At 70.9% G+C, this 16461-nt stretch carries 19 protein-coding genes and 1 pseudogene; 10 read left to right on the top strand and 10 right to left on the bottom strand.

Features of this window, described 5'->3' with window-relative positions:
• Both AB0J09_RS32790 and AB0J09_RS32795 read right to left on the bottom strand, forming a co-directional pair.
• The coding region (locus tag AB0J09_RS32790; protein WP_360699329.1) for an ATP-binding protein at window positions 1-1399 on the bottom strand (1399 nt) is incomplete at its 3' end.
• Window positions 1396-2079, bottom strand: coding sequence for a response regulator transcription factor (locus AB0J09_RS32795; protein ID WP_360699331.1), 684 nt, complete (start codon window positions 2077-2079; stop codon window positions 1396-1398). The genes AB0J09_RS32795 and AB0J09_RS32790, both read right to left, overlap by 4 nt.
• 72 nt (window positions 2080-2151) lie before the next feature.
• Here AB0J09_RS32795 and AB0J09_RS32800 point away from each other — a divergent pair, with 72 nt between their 5' ends.
• From AB0J09_RS32800 to AB0J09_RS32810, 3 genes are all read left to right on the top strand, one after another.
• Window positions 2152-3006: an arylamine N-acetyltransferase gene (locus tag AB0J09_RS32800; RefSeq protein ID WP_360699333.1), complete on the top strand. Its 855-nt coding sequence runs from the start codon at window positions 2152-2154 to the stop codon at window positions 3004-3006.
• 27 nt (window positions 3007-3033) lie between these two features.
• Window positions 3034-4104, top strand: a complete 1071-nt coding sequence (locus tag AB0J09_RS32805; RefSeq protein WP_360699335.1) for a protein kinase — start codon at window positions 3034-3036, stop codon at window positions 4102-4104.
• Between the two features lie 104 nt (window positions 4105-4208).
• On the top strand, window positions 4209-4403 hold the full coding sequence (locus AB0J09_RS32810) for a hypothetical protein (RefSeq protein ID WP_360699337.1): 195 nt from the start codon (window positions 4209-4211) through the stop codon (window positions 4401-4403).
• Window positions 4404-4445: 42 nt separating this feature from the next.
• On the opposite strand, the gene AB0J09_RS32815 is transcribed toward AB0J09_RS32810, so the two are convergent.
• Together AB0J09_RS32815 and AB0J09_RS32820 are read right to left on the bottom strand one after the other, a co-directional pair.
• On the bottom strand, window positions 4446-4763 hold the full coding sequence (locus AB0J09_RS32815; protein ID WP_360699339.1) for a DUF3817 domain-containing protein: 318 nt from the start codon (window positions 4761-4763) through the stop codon (window positions 4446-4448).
• A 2-nt stretch (window positions 4764-4765) separates the two neighbouring features.
• Window positions 4766-5548, bottom strand: coding sequence for an SURF1 family protein (locus AB0J09_RS32820; protein WP_360699341.1), 783 nt, complete (start codon window positions 5546-5548; stop codon window positions 4766-4768).
• A gap of 159 nt (window positions 5549-5707) precedes the next feature.
• On the opposite strand from AB0J09_RS32820, the gene AB0J09_RS32825 reads away from it, so the two are divergent.
• The gene (locus AB0J09_RS32825) at window positions 5708-5881 is read left to right on the top strand and encodes a hypothetical protein (RefSeq protein ID WP_360699343.1); all 174 of its coding nucleotides are present in this window, start codon (window positions 5708-5710) and stop codon (window positions 5879-5881) included.
• Window positions 5882-6091: 210 nt separating this feature from the next.
• Window positions 6092-7540 carry an NAD(P)/FAD-dependent oxidoreductase gene (locus AB0J09_RS32830; RefSeq protein ID WP_360699345.1) on the top strand — a complete coding sequence of 483 codons (1449 nt, stop codon included), beginning with the start codon at window positions 6092-6094 and terminating at the stop codon, window positions 7538-7540.
• Here AB0J09_RS32830 and AB0J09_RS32835 read toward each other — a convergent pair.
• Genes AB0J09_RS32835 through AB0J09_RS32845 form a run of 3 tightly spaced genes read right to left on the bottom strand, consistent with a single transcriptional unit; the run spans window position 7534 to window position 8958 of the window.
• Window positions 7534-8289 (bottom strand): class I SAM-dependent methyltransferase, encoded by a 756-nt coding sequence (locus AB0J09_RS32835; RefSeq protein WP_360699347.1) that lies wholly within the window; start codon window positions 8287-8289, stop codon window positions 7534-7536. The genes AB0J09_RS32830 and AB0J09_RS32835 overlap by 7 nt on opposite strands.
• Window positions 8290-8336: 47 nt before the next feature.
• Window positions 8337-8792 carry a Clp protease N-terminal domain-containing protein gene (locus AB0J09_RS32840; RefSeq protein WP_360699349.1) on the bottom strand — a complete coding sequence of 152 codons (456 nt, stop codon included), beginning with the start codon at window positions 8790-8792 and terminating at the stop codon, window positions 8337-8339.
• Window positions 8793-8802: 10 nt separating this feature from the next.
• Window positions 8803-8958, bottom strand: coding sequence for a helix-turn-helix domain-containing protein (locus AB0J09_RS32845; RefSeq protein ID WP_091081925.1), 156 nt, complete (start codon window positions 8956-8958; stop codon window positions 8803-8805).
• A gap of 100 nt (window positions 8959-9058) precedes the next feature.
• Between AB0J09_RS32845 and AB0J09_RS32850 the strand changes: the two genes are divergently transcribed.
• Entirely contained in the window at window positions 9059-10510 is a 1452-nt protein-coding gene (locus AB0J09_RS32850) for an FAD-dependent oxidoreductase (RefSeq protein ID WP_360699351.1), read from the top strand.
• A gap of 15 nt (window positions 10511-10525) precedes the next feature.
• Here the strand turns inward: AB0J09_RS32850 and AB0J09_RS32855 are convergent, their stop codons facing one another.
• Entirely contained in the window at window positions 10526-11173 is a 648-nt protein-coding gene (locus AB0J09_RS32855) for a response regulator transcription factor (RefSeq protein WP_360699353.1), read from the bottom strand.
• Entirely contained in the window at window positions 11170-12294 is a 1125-nt protein-coding gene (locus AB0J09_RS32860; protein ID WP_360699355.1) for a histidine kinase, read from the bottom strand. The genes AB0J09_RS32855 and AB0J09_RS32860 overlap by 4 nt, the downstream gene beginning before the upstream one ends.
• Window positions 12295-12388: 94 nt before the next feature.
• Here AB0J09_RS32860 and ggt point away from each other — a divergent pair, with 94 nt between their 5' ends.
• Window positions 12389-14125, top strand: a complete 1737-nt coding sequence (gene ggt / locus AB0J09_RS32865) for a gamma-glutamyltransferase (protein ID WP_360699357.1) — start codon at window positions 12389-12391, stop codon at window positions 14123-14125.
• On the opposite strand, the gene AB0J09_RS32870 is transcribed toward ggt, so the two are convergent.
• Entirely contained in the window at window positions 14122-14259 is a 138-nt protein-coding gene (locus tag AB0J09_RS32870; RefSeq protein WP_360699359.1) for a hypothetical protein, read from the bottom strand. The two genes, ggt and AB0J09_RS32870, sit on opposite strands and share 4 nt — an antisense overlap.
• A gap of 226 nt (window positions 14260-14485) precedes the next feature.
• Here AB0J09_RS32870 and AB0J09_RS32875 point away from each other — a divergent pair, with 226 nt between their 5' ends.
• The 3 genes and pseudogenes from AB0J09_RS32875 to AB0J09_RS32885 all read left to right on the top strand — a co-directional run.
• Window positions 14486-14719: a hypothetical protein gene (locus AB0J09_RS32875; RefSeq protein WP_360699360.1), complete on the top strand. Its 234-nt coding sequence runs from the start codon at window positions 14486-14488 to the stop codon at window positions 14717-14719.
• A 131-nt stretch (window positions 14720-14850) separates the two neighbouring features.
• On the top strand, window positions 14851-15735 hold the full coding sequence (locus AB0J09_RS32880) for a sulfite exporter TauE/SafE family protein (RefSeq protein ID WP_360699362.1): 885 nt from the start codon (window positions 14851-14853) through the stop codon (window positions 15733-15735).
• Between the two features lie 56 nt (window positions 15736-15791).
• Window positions 15792-16461 (top strand): annotated as a pseudogene (locus tag AB0J09_RS32885) (sel1 repeat family protein); the annotation flags it as partial.

The following is a 16461-nucleotide window of genomic DNA, read 5'->3' on the forward strand; positions in this document are numbered from 1 at the left end:
ACGCAGGCCCGCTGTTGGACACCGCACCGCCGCTCGACGCAGGGCCGGCCGCCGCGACGCCGATGGGCGCGCCTTCCCCGGCCGCAGCGGCGAGCCCGGCAGCGGCCTCGTCGCCGACGGCGTGTCCCAGCACAGGCGCGTCACTCTCGGAGACGGCGCCTCCCACCGAGGCGCCCGCGCCGGCCACCAGCTCACCCTCGCGATCGGCGCCCGCCACCAGACCGCCTCCGGCAGGCCCATCGCCCACCTCCAGAAGCCGATCGGCGGCCCCGGTGCCCACCGCCGCCGCGTCGGCCGCGAAGGGACCCGCGCCGACCGTCGTGGCCCTCGGTGCCGGGGCCGCCTCCACCGTGCGGGGCAGTCGCTCGTCCTCCGTGCCCCGCTCGCCCTCTAACGGCACATCCGCCATCGTCGTCCTCCCTGGTAAATCGACGACCATGCGGCACCCCGCACAATCGTCGATGCGAATGGAGCCCCCGTGCAGCTCGACGATCTCCTTCACGATGGCCAGCCCCAGCCCGGCACCCCCGGAGTCGGCCGCCCGTCCCGTGTCCAGCCGGGAGAAGCGCTCGAACACGCGCCCCTGGGCCGAGGCCGGGATCCCCGGCCCCTGGTCGGCGACCGTCACCCGTACCCCGGCCCCTTCGGGGGTGGCGCGCACGGTCACCACCCCGTCCGGCGGGCTGTGCCGTACCGCGTTGTCGAGGAGGTTGGCCAGGACCTGGGCGAGCAGGTCGGGGTCGGCGCGTACCACCAGACCGGCGGGCGCCGACGGCCGGATCGCGACGTCCTCGCGGGCCAGCGCCGCCTCGCGGACCGCCTGCTCGATCAGCGGCGCCAGCTCGATCGCCTCGGGCTCGATCAGCCGCACGCCGGAGTCCAGCCGGGACAGGTCCAGCAGCTGGGCCACGAGGCGGCCGAGGCGCTCGGTCTGGGAGAGCGCGGTCCGCATCGTGACGGGGTCGGGGGCGGAGACGCCGTCCACGACGTTCTCCAGGACCGCGCGCAGGCCTGTGATGGGGGTGCGGAGCTCGTGGCTGACGTTCGCGATGAGCTCGCGCCGCTGCCGGTCCACCTCGCCGAGGTCGGCCGCCATCGCGTTGAACGCCCTGGCCAGCTCCCCGACCTCGTCGCGAGATGTGGCGGTCACGCGCAGCCCGTACAGACCCTTGGCGATCGTCTGGGCGGCGCTGGCCATCTGGCGCAGCGGCTTGGTCATCCCCATGGCCAGCAACTGCACCATGATCAACGCCAGGACCACCGCGACCGCGATGCGTACCTCGCGGGAGAGGCCGGAGTTGAGCCCGACCTCGTTCACCACGAACGCGGTCCCCACGGCCAGCACGATCACGATGCCGAGCTTGACCTTGATCCGGCCGAGGAAGTCGAGCGGCCTCATCGGCGGACCAGGGCGTAGCCGACGCCGTGCACCGTGCGTACCACGTCGGAGCCCAGCTTGCGGCGCAGCGCCCGGACGTGGCTGTCCACGGTCCTGGTCGCCGCGGCCTCCGAGAAGCCCCACACGTCCGACAGCAGGCGGTCCCGCTCGAAGACCTGTCCGGGGCGCTCCGCCAACCGGCGCAGCAGGTCGAACTCGGTCCTGGTGAGCTGCGCCTCCGCACCCCCCACGAACACCCGGCGGGCCGCCGTGTCGATCTCCACCTCGCCCACCCTGATCACCGTGTCCTCGGCCGCGAGCTGGGCCGCCCGCTCGACCCTGCGCAGCAGCGCGTGGATCCTGGCCACCAGCTCGCGCATGCTGAACGGCTTGGCCAGGTAGTCGTCGGCCCCCACCCCGAGCCCGACCAGCACGTCGGTCTCCTCGCCGAGTGCGGTCAGCATGAGCACGGGCACAGGCCTGGCCGCCTGCATCCTGCGGCACACCTCTAACCCGTCGAGCCCCGGCAGCAGCCGGTCGAGAATCACCAGGTCAGGCTCCGCTCTGCCGTACTGGATCAGGGCGTTCTGCCCGTCGCCGGCCACCCTGACGTCGAAGCCCTCGGCGGCCAGCCGGTTCCGTACGGCCAGCGCGATCGTCTCATCGTCCTCGACCACGAGGATGCGTCGCTGCTCTGCCACGTACGAAAGCCTAGAAGCGCCCTGTGCAGACGACACTCCTAAATCTGTGCACAAACAGTGCAGACTTGGCTGGTGAACACCGCTGGATACCTCAGCCGCATCGGCCTGCCCGACCTGCTCAACGCCCCCACCAGCGCGGACAACCTGCGAGCGCTCCACATCGCGCACATCGAGAAGGTCTCCTACGAGGCGCTGGAGATCTGGCTCGGCCGCACCACCACCGTCGATCCCCTCGAGTCAGCAGAGCGCATCATCCGGGGCCGCGGCGGCTACTGCTACCACCTCAACGGCGCGTTCTCCGAGCTGCTCAGGACGCTGGGCTACGACGTGACCAGGCACGTCGGCGGCGTCCAGAACCGCGGCGCAGAGCCCGGCATCACCGCCAACCACCTGGTGCTCACCGTGCGGGGCCTCCCGTCGGAGGACAATCCCGGCGGCGAGTGGCTGGTCGACCTGGGGCTCGGCGACGCGCTCCACGGGCCGCTCCCCCTGATCGCGGGCACGTACCGGCAAGGTCCTTTCGAGTACGGCCTGCGCCCGTCGGAGGTCGCGCCGGGCGGCTGGCGATTCGAGCATGATCCGAGTGGTTCGTTCCAGGGCATGGACTTCGACCCGGCCCCCACGGACATGTCGGCGTTCGTCGATATGCACCGGCACCTGACCACCTCACCGACGTCCGGCTTCGTGCGCACGGCCACGGTCGTGCGGCGGGACGCGTACGGCGTGGACATCGTGCGCGGGCTCGTGCTGAGCCGCATCGGCGGCAAGGCCCTCTCGGTCACCCTGGACAACGCGCGGGACTACTTCGCGGCGCTGGCGGACATCTTCCTGCTGCCTCTCGACGACGTGAGCGCCCAGGAGAAGGAGAAGCTCTGGCGCAAACTGTTCGACGCTCACGAGGCCTGGCTGGCCGGTGATCCATCGTGACGGCCGTACGCTATCGTGCACCTCGACATGGGTGAGACCAGGAAGCTGGCCGGGAGGTACCGGCTGCTCAACCCCCTGGGCGCGGGATCCGTCCGCCTGGCCTTCGACGAGTCGGAGCACCGTGACGTCGCGGTCAGAGAGCTACGGGTGCCGGCCGAGTTGCGCGACGCCGCGCTGCAGGAGGCGCGCAGGGCGTCCGGGCTGCGGCACGCCTCCATCGTGCGGGTGCTGGACGTGGTGATCGAGGACCGCACGCCGTGGCTGGTCATGGAGTTCGTGTCCGGAGCGTCGCTGGAGCAGACCGTACGTTCGCGCCACCCGCTGCCGATGGCACAGGCGGCCAGGGTGGGCGTCTGCGTCCTGTCGGCCCTGACGGTCGCGCACGAGGCCGGGATCGTGCACGGGCGCGTCGAGCCGGGCAACGTCCTGCTCACCCCGACCGGTCGCGCGGTGCTGACCGGCTTCGGCTTCCCCAGCCTCAGCATGCTGCCCTCCGCCGACATGTGGTCCCTGGCCGCCACGCTGCACTTCGCGGTGGAGGGGCGCCCGCCGGGACAAGTGCCCGCGGAGGGCGCGGATCCGCTCAGGTCGCTGCTCAGAGCCATGCTCCACCCGTCGGGCCCGCCACCGCCGGACGTGATACGCGAGACCCTGGACCTCCTGTCCGTGGACCGCCCGCTGGACGTGATCGTCCAGACGGCGGGGCCGCTGCCGGTCCCCGAGGTGGCCGCGATCGGGCTCTCCCTGATCGACCAGCTCCAGGCCGCGGACACGTTCCACGGCGGGGTGCAGCCGGGCAACGTCCTCCTCGACGCCGAGGGCCGGGCGCGGCTGATCCCGCTGCTGAGGTCGGGGACTCTCGCGGCCTACACGGCCCCGGAGGCCACCCACACCCTGGCAGCCGACCTGTGGTCGCTGGGCGCCACGCTCTTCACCGCCGTCGAGGGCGTGCCACCCGCGCCGGGCGCGCCGCTGACCAGGGCCGGCGCGCTGGCTCCCGTCCTGTTCCGCCTGCTGTCCGGCAACCCCTTGGAACGTCCCACCCCGGACGAGCTCCGCCGTGAACTCGAGTCGCTACAGCAGACGCGTAAAGATTGAGATACATCGCGAGCGGAACCAAGGTGATGGGTTCACTCGTTGGTCAGGCGACGCAGAATGTGGGAGAGGCGGGGCGTGCGCTCCGTGTTCGGAGGAAGTTGAGTATGTCGCCAGTCCAGAAGTACGCCATTGGCGCAGGCGCCGCGGTCCTGCTCTCGCTGATCTTCTTCGGGGCCGGATGGATCACCTTGCTGGTCATCCTCGGCGTGGTCGCCGCCCCCGTGGTCGGCTACCTGATGCTCGACCCGTCGCAGCGCGAGCGGCTCAAGAGGGCCCGCAGGCGCGGCATCGGCCACTGAGCTGAGCCCCGGCGGCGGGGGCCCGGGGGGCCTCCGCCGCGTTCAGGCCTGGGCGGTCGCCGCCGCCTGGGCCGCCAGCACGCGCTGGGTCACCTTGCGCTCGACGAAGAACGACAGGAACGGCACCGTGCCCCCGACCATGACGCCGAGCATGTACTGCCACGTCCAGCGCGCCTTCATGCCCAGGTTCATGACCGTGACCAGGTAGATCATGTAGAGCCCGCCGTGAATGGGCGCGATGATCTTCGACATCGCCGGGTTGTCGAAGCCGTAACGGATCACCATGGCCACGCAGAGCACAAGCAGCATGACGCCCACCACGTACGCGAGCACCCGGAAGGGCTTCAGAGCCGATTCCACGATTAACCTTCCAGAGCCATCTCAGGGGACTTGGCACGGTCCCGATCGCTTCGTACGGCGTCGCGTACGAAATGGAACCACATGAACACGGCGAATCCAGCAAAGATCCACCAGTTGGCCGCATACGCCAGGTTACGCCAGGTCAGCGTGCCGCCCACCTCCGGCGGCTGGACCTTGACCTGCGTCAACGAGCCCGACGGCGGCTGCGCCACGACATAGCCGGTGCGCACCTTCTGACCGCTCCACAGGTTGACCAGCTCGCCCGTGGACACCGTCTGCACCTGGCCGGCAGGCAACCCCTCCGCGCGCCGCTGCACGCTGTCGGTGCCCTGCTGCGGGCGCAGCCGCCCGGGCACCGTGACCCTGCCCTGCGGCACCGCGGCGACCGCCGGGTCATCGGCCTTGGCCGTCCAGCCCCGTATGACCGGCATGAGCGTGCCGTCGTCGAGCCTGAGCGGCGTGAGCACCCAGTAGCCGCGGTCGCGCGAGACGTTGCCGCCCGGAGCGTCGACGTCGGCCCGCCGGTCGGCGACCAGGAGCTGGCGGCCGGGCTCATAGACGCCCTCCGCCGTGACCCTGCGGCCCACGACCTCACCGCTCAGCTGCGGGCCCACAGGAGCGAGCGTGCCGACCGTGACGGGGCCCGGATCCACGGAGGCGTGGGGCTTTCCCGAGTCCTGGAAAACGCCGAGCTGCCAGCGCCCGAGCAGGATGAACGCGACAAGGACCACTGCCGTGAGCAGGTGCAACCCCATGACACGGGGAGAGAGCAGGGTCCTGAGCATGCTTCAAAGCTATCCGCCGGGTGGGGCGGTCCCCTAATCAGCCCGCCCCTCGGTGGGCCGCGTTTCAGCGGACCACTGCAGGGGTCCGACGAAGCTCGACCCTTAGAGATCCCGCCAAACGACGCAAATGGCACAGGCTCTCACGCTAGGCTGCTGGCCATGTCTGACCAGCATATCGACCCGGCGGGCAACACCCAGCAGTTCAAGGCTTTCGCGCAGCGCCGCGAGCAGGAAGCCGCTGCCCCGCCCAAGAAGTCGCCCCTCGTGCCCATCATCGCGGTCGTCGTCGCGATCGTGATCGTCGGCGTCGCCGCCTTCCTCCTGCTGCAGTAGGCCACAGAACAGGATCTACCCGCCGCGGAGGCCGTGGCGGGTTCTCGGCGTTCGGTCGAGTTCCCCCGAAGCACGCACGTGCATCGCACCATCGGCGACGGGTCAGCGCCACTCCGACGGGTGCTGTGACAGGGCTAACTCTGGACCTCGGGAGGAAGCGCTCCTTATATTGGATATAGCGTCCAATAAGCGCGCGCCCCGGGAGGTCCAATGCCAGGGTTGGCGATCATCGGGTCCGGGTTCGCCGGGATCGGCATGGCCATCAAGCTCAAGGAGGCGGGGTTCCACGACTTCGTCATCCTGGAGAAGGCCGCCGAGCTGGGCGGCACCTGGCGCGACAACACCTATCCCGGCTGCGCGTGCGACGTGCCCTCGCACATGTACTCCTACTCGTACGAGCTGAACCCGGACTGGTCGCGGATGTTCTCCCCGCAGGAGGAGATCTGGGACTACATGCGATCGTGCGCGGACAAGTACGGCGTCACCCCGCACATCAGGTACGGCAAGCGCGTAGTCGCCCTCGAATACGACGACGCCGGGCGGGACTGGTCGGTCACCACGGACGACGGCGAGACCTCCCGCACGAACGCCGTGGTCTCCGCCATCGGCGCCCTACATATCCCGAAATTTCCCGAAATTCCGGGGCGCGAGTCCTTCGCCGGCCCCGCCTTCCACTCCGCCGAATGGGACCACTCGATCGACCTGACCGGCAAGCGCGTGGCCGTCGTCGGCACCGGCGCCTCCGCCATCCAGTTCGTCCCCCAGATCGCCCCGATCGCGGGCAGCCTGACCGTCTTCCAGCGCACGCCCCCGTGGATCCACCCCAAGCCGGACTTCCCGTTCTCGCCGGCCATGCGCCGCGTCCTCCGCACGCCCGGCCTGGCCAGGACCATGCGCGGCGCCCTCTACTGGGCTCTGGAGTCGAGGGCGCTCGGCTTCGCCATCGACCCCCGCCTCATGAAGGTCCACGAGAAGCTGGCCCGCAGGCACCTCGAAGCCCAGGTCCCCGACCCCGGCCTGCGCCGCAGGCTCACCCCCGACTACCTGATCGGCTGCAAGCGCATCCTCGTCTCCAGCGACTACTACCCGGCCCTGACCAGGGAAAATGTCGAGCTTGTCACAGATGGGATCACCGAGATCAGGCCGCACTCGATCGTGGACGCCTCCGGCACCGAGCACGAGGTCGACGTGATCATCTACGGCACCGGCTTCAAGGTCGTGGACGCGCTGCAGGACCAGCACATCGTCGGCAGGGGCGGGCTGAAGCTGCAGGACGCCTGGCAGGACGGCATCGAGACCTACTACGGCATCACCACGACGGGCTTCCCCAACCTGTTCTTCCTGCTCGGGCCCAACACGGGCCTCGGGCACAGCTCGGTCGTGTTCATGATCGAGTCGCAGGTCCGCTACGTCATCGACTGCCTGCGCCTGCTCTCCAGGACCCAGGCCAGGGCCGTCGAGGTCAAGCCGGGGGCGCAGCGGGCGTTCAGCCACCGCCTGCGCGAACGGCTCGACCCCCTCGTCTGGAACACGGGCGGCTGCACCTCGTGGTATCTGGACGAGCACGGAGTGAACCGGACGATCTGGCCGGGCTTCACCTTCGAGTACTGGGCGCGTACCAGGAAGGTGAAGCCGGACGCGTACGAGCTCATCTACTGAGCGGGCCGCCTGGCCTCGATGAGGAACCGTGAGGAGTGGGCGACGAACGGCCCCTCCGCCTCGATCCGGTCGTGCAGCTCGCGCAGCCTGGCCGCGTAGCGCTCGACCGAGAACCCCGGCACGATCCAGATCACCTTCCGCAGGAAGTAGATCACCGCCCCGACGTCGTGGAACTCCATCCGCAACCGCTCGAACCGCAGGTCCACGACCTCCAGCCCGACGGACTCCGCCGCCTCCTCGGCATCCTTGGGATCTCGGGCCGAGCCGTCCAGCGGCCCCAGGAAGAACTCGGCCAGCTCGAAGACGCTCCTGGGGCCGACCTGCTGGGAGAAGTAGGCCCCGCCGGGCCGCAGCACGCGGGCGATCTCGTCCCACCACGTCCGCACGGGGTGGCGGCTGGTCACCAGGTCGAAGGTCCCGCCCCTGAACGGCAGGCATGACCTGTCGTCGTCGGCCACCACCCGAGCCCCCCGCGGTCGCAGCCGGGACGCGGCGAGCGCGAGGTTGGGCGGCCAGGACTCGGTGGCCACGGCCACCGGCGGCAGCTTCGGCACGCCGGCGAGGACCTCGCCCCCGCCGGTCTGGATGTCGAGAGCGGCTCGCGCCCCCGCCATCCGCTCTCCGAGCAGCCTGGCGTAGCCCCAGGAGGGCCGCTCCTCGCTGGCCCGGCCGTCGAGCCAGGAGAAGTCCCACCCGTCCACGGAGACCGTGGCGGCCTCCTGGACGAGGTCGTCGTACGTGCGGCGCATCCTCTGACCATGTCAGCGGGCCCGCCGCATGTTCAACCAAATTTCCGTCAGGCGACGCGGCCGCGCACCGCCGCCCGGTCGATGCCGAGCTTGTCGATCAGTTGCGCGACCGGATCGGGCCGCCCCTGCGCGAGCAGGGTGAGCACCAGCTGCCGCGGCGCCTCGGCCGACCTGGTCTTCATTGTCGTTGCCTTGATGGCCTGGTTGATGACGGCGCGGGCGCTCGACGTGAGCGCGGTGCCGGGGACCTGCGGATGCTTGCGCGGCGTCCGCGGCATGTCGCCGACCTCCAGTCCGAGCATGCGCAGCGCCGCCCGGTCCAGCTCCTCGAGCGCGGCCCGCCCGCCCGTCACGTCCACGCCGATCGCCCGGGCGAGGTCCGCGTCGTGCAGAGCGCCGAGCAGCAGGTGCTCGGTGCCCAGCCGGCGGTCGCCCCGCTGCCTGGCCTCGTCGAACGCGGCCTTGACGATCATCCCGAACCGGCTCTTCTCAAAGCCCAACATCGCGAAACCCTCACTTCCCGTATTTGGCGTGCACGGACTGCCGCGACATGCCGAGTGCGTCGCCGATCTGCTCCCAGGTCCAGCCCTGCTCCCTGGCCAGCGCCACCGACACCGCCTCTACCTGCTCGGCCAGCCGGTGCAGCGCGCCCACCGCCCGCAGCCCCATGGCCGGATCGTTCGACCTGATCCGTTCGGAGAGCTCTGTTACGTCCACGCTTGTCAGGCTAGCTTGACAGCCGAGAATTTGTCAATCTAGCCTGACAGGCATGGAGAACGTGCTGATCGTGGGGGCGGGGCCCGTGGGGCTCATGCTCGCGTGCGAGCTGGGTCTTGCCGGCGCCCGCCCGATCGTGCTGGAGAAGAGGACGAAGCCGAGCGAGCTGCCCAGGGCCAACGGCCTGGGCGGGCAGATCATCGAGTTCCTCGACCACCGGGGCCTGCTGGAGCGCTTCAGCGCGGGCAGCCCATTCGCGGGGCGGGCGCCCGGGTTCCCGTTCGGCTCGGTGCCGCTGCGCTTCGCGGGCCTCGACGACATGCCGTTACAGCTGCTGCTGATCCAGCAGCCGCGGATCGAGCGCCTGCTGGCCGAGCGCGCGGCCGAGCTCGGAGTTGAGATCAGGCGGGGCTACGAGGTGCGCTCGCTGGCCCAGGACGCTGAGGGGGTGACGGTCAACGGCAGCTTGCGGGCCCGCTACGTCGTGGGCTGTGACGGCGGGCACAGCCTGGTCCGGGAGCTGGCCGGGATCGGCTTCCCAGGCACCACCGACGACGAGCCGCTGCGGCTCGGGCACTTCCGCACGGACGTGAACGTGTTCGAGTCACCGCAGTTCGACGGCCTGGAGCAGGGCTGGACCCGCACCCCGCACGGCCGCCTGCTGCTCACGTCGCTCCACCAGGGCGTGCTCGTCGCCGGGGTGCGCGAGAAAGGGGAGCCGCCGGAGGGCCCCACGACGATCGAGGACTTCCGCGCGGCCGTGCGCCGCGTGGTGGGCAGGGATCTGGAGCTGGGCGAGCCGATCTGGTTGTCGAGCACGGTCTCCCAGGCCAGGCTCGCCGAGCGCTACCGGGCGGGCCGGGTGTTCCTCGCGGGGGACGCCGCCCACCTGTTCCCGGCGGGCGGCTCGGCGCTCAACGTGGGCATGACGGACGCGGCCAACCTCGGCTGGAAGCTGGCCGCAGTGCTCCGCGGCCGGTCCTCTGAGGGGCTGCTGGACACGTACGAGTCCGAGCGGCGGCCGGTGGCCGCGCGCACGCTCGTGCAGACCCGCGCGCAGGCCGCGATCGACCGGGTGGAGGGCGAGGACGGCGCGGCGCTGCGCGAGCTGCTCACCGAGGTGTTCTCCTTCGAGCAGCCGCTGCGCCACCTGGCCGGGCTGCTGCAGGACTCGGGCGTCCGGTACGGCCCGGCTCGTGGCCCTCACGCAGCCCCAGATGCGGTGTCGCACCCGCTGGCCGGCCGGTTCGCCCCCGACCTGACGCTGTCCGACGGGCGGCGGCTGGCCGAGCTGATGCGACGGGGGCGGCCCGTGCTCCTCGACCTGGGCGGCGGCCCGGTGCTCGACGACGACTGGATCGACGTGGTCAGGGCCCGCGCCGACGACCCGCCCGCCGACGCGCTGCTGATCCGCCCCGACGGGTACGTCGCCTGGGCAGGGAAGGACGGGCTCGCGGAAGCGGCCCAGGAGTGGTTCGGCGACCGAGCCCGCCTCACGGAGTGAGGCCATGAACACGTCTCACAGCCAGCCGGGCTTGACCAGGCCCGACTCGTAGGCGATCACAACGAGCTGGGCACGGTCGCGGGCGTGCAGCTTCATCATGGCCCGGCTCACGTGCGTCTTCGCGGTCGCCGGCGACATGAACAGCTTGGCCGCGATCTCGTCGTTCGTCATGCCGGTACCGACCAGGCCGAGCACCTCGCGTTCACGCTCGGTGAGCTGGTCGAGCCCGGCGGCGGCGACCGGCTCCTTCGCGCGGGAGGCGTACTCGGCGATCAGGCGGCGCGTCACGCTCGGCGACAGCAGCGCCTCCCCCGCCGCCACCACCCGGACCGCCTGGATCAGCTCGGCGGGCTCGGTGTCCTTGACCAGGAAGCCGCTGGCCCCGCCGCGCAGCGCCTCGAAGACGTACTCGTCCAGCTCGAACGTCGTCAGGATGATGATGTGCGGCCCCGGCGGCATCTGGCGGGTGGCGGTCAGGCCGTCGGTGCCCGGCATGCGGATGTCCATCAACACCACGTCCGGCTGGTGCTCGCCCGCCAGCCGCACCGCCTCGGCGCCGTCGGAGGCCTCGGCCACCACGGTCATGTCCGGCTGGGCGTTCAGCAGCGCCTTGAAGCCCGCGCGGACCAGCGCCTGGTCGTCGGCCAGCAGCACCTTGATCATGAAGTCTCCTCGGGTAGTGGCAGCCGGGCCTCGACCTGGAAACCCATGCCCCCATTGATGGACAGGGGCCCCGCGACCAGCGTGCCGCCCAGGGCGGAGGCCCGCTCGCGCATGCCGGGGATGCCGTTGCCGCTGCCGGCCTCGGACAGTACGGGAGCGGTCGTCGCGCCCGTGTCGGCGACGTGGATGGTCAGCTCGCGCTCGCCGTACTCCAGGCGCACGCTCACCGACGACCCGGGCGCGTGCCTGGCGGCGTTGGTGAGCGACTCCTGCACGATGCGGTACGCGGCCCGCTCCACCTGCGGCGGCAGCGGGCGCGAGCCGACGCGCTTGAGCGTCACGTCCATGCCCGAGCGCTCGATCAGGTCGTCGAGGCGGTCGAGCCCGGCCGTGGGGGAACGGGGGGCGCCTTCGCGCAGGACGTTCAGGACTGAGCGCATCTCGCCCAGAACCTCCTTGGACGCCGTCTTGATGGTGGACAGAGCGGTCCTGGCCTGTTCCGGGTTGTCGTCGATGAGGTGGAGCGCGGTGGACGCCTGGACGTGGATGAGCGAGATGTTGTGCGCGAGCACGTCGTGCAACTCCTGTGCCATGGTCAGGCGCTCCTCGCTGGCCTGCCGCCTGGCCTCCTCCTCGGCGATGCGCTCCCGCTCGGCCCGGCGTTCCCTGACGATCCTGACCAGTTCGGCCACGACCATGAAGAGCATGATGAACGTCAGGATCCACACGCTGTGGAAGAGGTCGCGGTGGCCGTCCAGCCACGCATAGGTGATGAAAGACAGCAGCGTCATCGCCGCCATGGACCAGGCCATCAACCGCTTACCGCGCGTGACCAGCAGGAACAGCAGGACCCCCGGGCTGATGAAGCTGGGGCCGTAGGGATATCCGGCGGCCAGGAAGAGGTCGCTCGCGGCGAGCGCGGCGGCGGTGGTGATCAGCGGGAAGCGGCGGTGCAGCAGGATCGCCAGCGGCCCGACCAGCAGCAGCGCGAAGCCATACGGGTGGCCGGCGAGCGGCACCCTGAACTCCTTCTGCCCCCAGGACGCGCCCATGCCTATGACGAACTGGGCGGCCGCCACGATGAGGGCCATATAGGGGTCGAAGCCATACTTCCCACGCACAGCCCTACGCTAGGCCAGGCTCCTGACCAGCGCATCACCCCTGCGTGTGAGGGGGCCCTACCGCGATGGGCGTACGTGGGCCATCGTAGGGAACATGCGCCGAGTGATCGTTCCCGCAGTAGCAGTCCTCGTCTCGCTTGTGTCGGCCCCGCCCGCGCTGGCGGCTCCGCAACAGAAAGTGCCGGTCGCGGAGGGGTACGGCGGCGCCGTCGCCACCGTCGACCTCGATGCCAGCAAGGCCGCCATCGCCGTGCTCAGGAAGGGCGGCAACGCCGTTGACGCCGCCGTCGCCGCGGGCGCGGTGCTGGGCGTCACGGAGCCGTACTCCGCGGGCCTGACCGGAGGCGGCTTCATGGTGTACTACGACGCCAGGCAGCGCAAGGTCTTCACGATCGACGGCCGCGAGACCGCTCCACAGGCCATGACCTCGACCACCTTCGAGGGCATCCCGTTCGATGAGGGCGTCACCAGCGGCCTGTCGGCGGGCATCCCCGGCACGGCCGCGAACTGGGACCTGGCCCTCCGCAAATTCGGCACGATCTCGCTCAAAGAGGCACTCCAGCCCGCGATCGAGGTGGCCTCCAAGGGCTTCGTCGTCGACCAGACCTTCTACGACCAGACCGCCTCGAACCAGGACCGGTTCAAGGACTTCACCTCCACGGCCAAGCTGTACCTCCCGAACGGCGCCCCGCCGCCCGTCGGCTCGGTGTTCAGGAACCCCGAGCTCGCGGCCACGTACCGTGAGCTCGGCAAGCGCGGCCCCGGCTGGCTGTACGGAGGGCAGCTGGGCAAGGAGGTGGTGGCCACGGTCAAGCAGCCGCCGGTCACCCCCGGCAGCACCCGCAACATCAGGCCGGGCCTGATGGAGCTGTCCGACCTGCGCGCCTACCGCGCGCTCCTGCGCGAGCCCACCAAGGTCACCTACGAGGGCAAGGACGTGTACGGCATGGCGCCGCCATCCTCCGGCGGTTCGACGGTCGGCGAGGCCCTCAACATCCTCGAGGCCCTGCCCCCGTCCACCGATCCGCTCGTGGGGCTCCACCAATATCTGGAAGCGTCCAGGCTGGCCTTCGCCGACCGGGGCAAGTACGTCGGCGACATCCCCGGCGTGCCGCTCAAGGAGCTGCTCTCCGACGGGTTCGCCAAGGAGCGGGCCTGCCTGATCGGCGACAGGGCGATGGCCCACCCGGCGGCGCCCGGCAACCCGGACGGCTCCTACGAGCCCTGCGCCCAGCCCAGCGGCAGCTCCACCCCGGTCGCGGACGAAGGCCCCGAGACCACCCACCTCGTCGTCGCCGACCGCTGGGGCAACGTGATCGCCTACAACCTGACCATCGAGTCCACCGGCGGCAACGGCATCGTGGTGCCGGGTCGCGGCGTCCTGCTCAACAACGAGCTGACCGACTTCACGTTCGGCCCGGCGCCCGGCGACCCCAACCTGCCCGGCCCCGGCAAGCGTCCGCGCTCGTCGATGTCGCCCACGCTGGTGTTCGAGCACGGCAGGCCGGTGCTGGCGGTCGGGTCGCCGGGCGGCTCGACCATCATCACGACCGTGCTGCAGATCCTGGTCAACCGGTACGAGTTCGGGATGAGCCTGCCCGACGCGCTCGCCGCGCCCCGCGCCACCCAGCGCAACACCGCGCAGACGCAGGCCGAGCAGGCGTTCCTGGACAAGTACCGGGCCGGGCTTGAGGCCAAGGGGCACAGCTTCGCACTCAACCCCGAGATCGGGGCGGCCACCGGGCTGGAGTTCGTCGGCAGCGGCCGGATCCAGGCCGTCGCCGAGCCCATCCGCCGTGGCGGCGGCAGCGCGATGGTGGTGGCGCCCTAGAAGTCTCCCGCGTGGTCCTTCGCCCATTCGGCGAAGGACCGCGCGGGCCGTCCCGTCACTTCCTCGACCGTGTTCGTCAGGACCGGCGGCGGGCTGTCGAGCATCTGCGCGTAGCCGTCGAGCAGCGCGTCCACGAACGAGTCGGGGAAGGCGTCATCGACCGGCAGCCGCTGGACGCCGTCCAGACGCTCGAGAGCGCCCCCGTCTTGCGGACGATGAAACGCACCGGCGCGCTACACCCGCAGGCGTACGGGCGGCCCGCATGAACACTCCCTGGGGCGGACCCGGAACAGGGCCTGACGTGCGATTCGGCGAACCCCTCCTCCGGCGGACCCTGGAGACACAAACCGAGGAGGAGACATGCACAGCTTCTGGCCGATCATCCCGTTCTTCTGGGGCCTGTTCTGGGTCGCCATCGTCGCGCTCGCCATCACCGCCCGCCGCAGGGGCTGGTGGGGGCCGCGCCACACGCCCGCCCCGGCCTCGCCTACAGCGTCCGCGGAGCAGATCCTCTCCGAACGGTACGCCCGCGGCGAGATGAGCGACGACGAGTACTTCGAAAGGATGTCTGTTCTCAGGGGCGGATCATCCTAAACATCACTAACGGTGCAACTACTGTCACTGGCCGCATTCGGGATGCCGCGTTACGTTGCGTGTACCGGAATCGTAGAAAGCGGGGACAGGTATGCGGTCCGTCGCGCTGACGCTCGTCCACTGAGCCACCGGTGAGCACCGCCACGCTGCTCGCCGGTGGCGTCGCCGCCGGGCTCGTGGCGGGGACGGCCACGTGCACGGCAGCGCAGGGCGGGCTGCTCATGGGCCTGGTCGACGGCTGCCACGGGCGCGATCCCGCGCTGGTCGGCTGGTTCCTGGCGGGGCGGCTGGCCTCGTACACCGCGGCCGGAGCGCTGCTCGGGCTGCTCGGCTCGGCCGTCAGCCTGCCGCCCCCGGCGCGGGCGGCGCTGCTCGTGGTAGCCGGCGTCACGGTGGTCGTCTTGGCGGTCCGGCTGATGCGGCGGGGGCACTGCGCGGCCCCGGCACCTGCGGACGCCCCTTCGCGGTACAAGGCGCCCCTGCTGGGTGCGGCCACCATCCTCGTGCCCTGCGGGGTGACGCTCGGCATGGAGATGATCGCGATCTCCAGCGGCTCCCCGGTGGCGGGGGCGGCGGCCATGGCGGGGTTCGTGGTCGGCACCGCTCCGGCGTTCGCGCTGCTCGGCTACGTGTTGCGGCGCGTCTCCCGCACCCGGCTGGCCCGGCTCGCCGGGGTCGTGGCGATCATCGCCGGGTTATGGACCATCGGCGCCGGCCTCAATCTGGGCGGCTGGATCGGCGGAACCCCTTCATCCGCCGTGTCCGGGCCCGGCGCGCAGACCGTGACCGTCTGGGCCACCCGCGAGGGCTACCGCCCGGCCATCGTGACGGCACGCGCGGGCGTGCCCGTCGATGTGGTGTTCAAGCTGGTGGACCGGGGATGCACGGGCACCGTCACGATCGACGGTCGCGACGTCGCGCTGCCAGCCACCGTGCGCCTGGCGCCACGGCCGCGGGGATCGCTGCGGTACGTGTGCGGGATGGGCATGTACACCGGCTTCATCAACTTCTCGTAGAGCCGTGTCGGCGATTACTGTTCGCAATCACGCGATCACGTGCCACTCTGGTCGCCATGGCCTGGCAAGGAGAGGTGGCGGCGCCGTCCATACCGGCGCCGCGCGTGGGAGACGAGCCCGAGCTGCTGGCCGCCGCGCGTGCGGGTGACGCGCAGGCCGCGCACCGGCTCGGCAAACTTTATGCCCAGCATGGCGACCGCGCGGCCGCCAAGCTCTGGTGGGAGCGGGCGGCCGCCGCCGGCAACGTCGACAGCGCCTACAACCTGGGCGTCTGGCACGAGAAGCACGGCAGCCTCGAGGATGCGGTCACCTGGTACGAGTTCGCGGCCGGCACCGGCGACGCCGAGGCCGCGGCCAACCTGGCGACGCTCCTGCTGGAGCAGTGCGGCGACGCCGAGGGTGCCAGGCGCTGGTACGAGCAGGCGGCCCACGGCGGGTCCAAGGCGGCGGCCCGCAGGCTGGCGCTGATGTGTGAGGACACGGGCGAACTGGGGGCGGCACGGGAGTGGCACCGCAGGGCGGCCGCCGACGGCGACCTGACCTCGGCACACGACCTGGGCTTCCTGGCCTACGCCGCGGGCGATGACAACGAGACCCTGCGCTGGTGGGAGTACGCGGCCAGAGGCGGCCACGCGGACTCTGCGTACTGCATGGGCCTCTACCTGGACGCCGGCCGCGATCCCGAGGGCGCGGAGGCCTACTACCGGCTGGCCGCCAAGAGCGAGC

The organism is Nonomuraea sp. NPDC049784, from assembly GCF_040659615.1.
Taxonomy (GTDB): domain Bacteria; phylum Actinomycetota; class Actinomycetes; order Streptosporangiales; family Streptosporangiaceae; genus Nonomuraea.

Bases quoted from the DNA above. Each gene is read 5' to 3' on its own strand.
- AB0J09_RS32805 (WP_360699335.1), top strand. From the start codon at position 3,034: ATGGGTGAGACCAGGAAGCTGGCCGGGAGGTACCGGCTGCTCAACCCC.
- AB0J09_RS32810 (WP_360699337.1), top strand. From the start codon at position 4,209: ATGTCGCCAGTCCAGAAGTACGCCATTGGCGCAGGCGCCGCGGTCCTG.
- AB0J09_RS32820 (WP_360699341.1), bottom strand. From the start codon at position 5,548: ATGCTCAGGACCCTGCTCTCTCCCCGTGTCATGGGGTTGCACCTGCTC.
- AB0J09_RS32825 (WP_360699343.1), top strand. From the start codon at position 5,708: ATGTCTGACCAGCATATCGACCCGGCGGGCAACACCCAGCAGTTCAAG.
- AB0J09_RS32830 (WP_360699345.1), top strand. From the start codon at position 6,092: ATGCCAGGGTTGGCGATCATCGGGTCCGGGTTCGCCGGGATCGGCATG.
- AB0J09_RS32835 (WP_360699347.1), bottom strand. From the start codon at position 8,289: ATGCGCCGCACGTACGACGACCTCGTCCAGGAGGCCGCCACGGTCTCC.
- AB0J09_RS32840 (WP_360699349.1), bottom strand. From the start codon at position 8,792: ATGTTGGGCTTTGAGAAGAGCCGGTTCGGGATGATCGTCAAGGCCGCG.
- AB0J09_RS32845 (WP_091081925.1), bottom strand. From the start codon at position 8,958: ATGGGGCTGCGGGCGGTGGGCGCGCTGCACCGGCTGGCCGAGCAGGTA.
- AB0J09_RS32850 (WP_360699351.1), top strand. From the start codon at position 9,059: ATGGAGAACGTGCTGATCGTGGGGGCGGGGCCCGTGGGGCTCATGCTC.
- AB0J09_RS32855 (WP_360699353.1), bottom strand. From the start codon at position 11,173: ATGATCAAGGTGCTGCTGGCCGACGACCAGGCGCTGGTCCGCGCGGGC.
- ggt (WP_360699357.1), top strand. From the start codon at position 12,389: ATGCGCCGAGTGATCGTTCCCGCAGTAGCAGTCCTCGTCTCGCTTGTG.
- AB0J09_RS32875 (WP_360699360.1), top strand. From the start codon at position 14,486: ATGCACAGCTTCTGGCCGATCATCCCGTTCTTCTGGGGCCTGTTCTGG.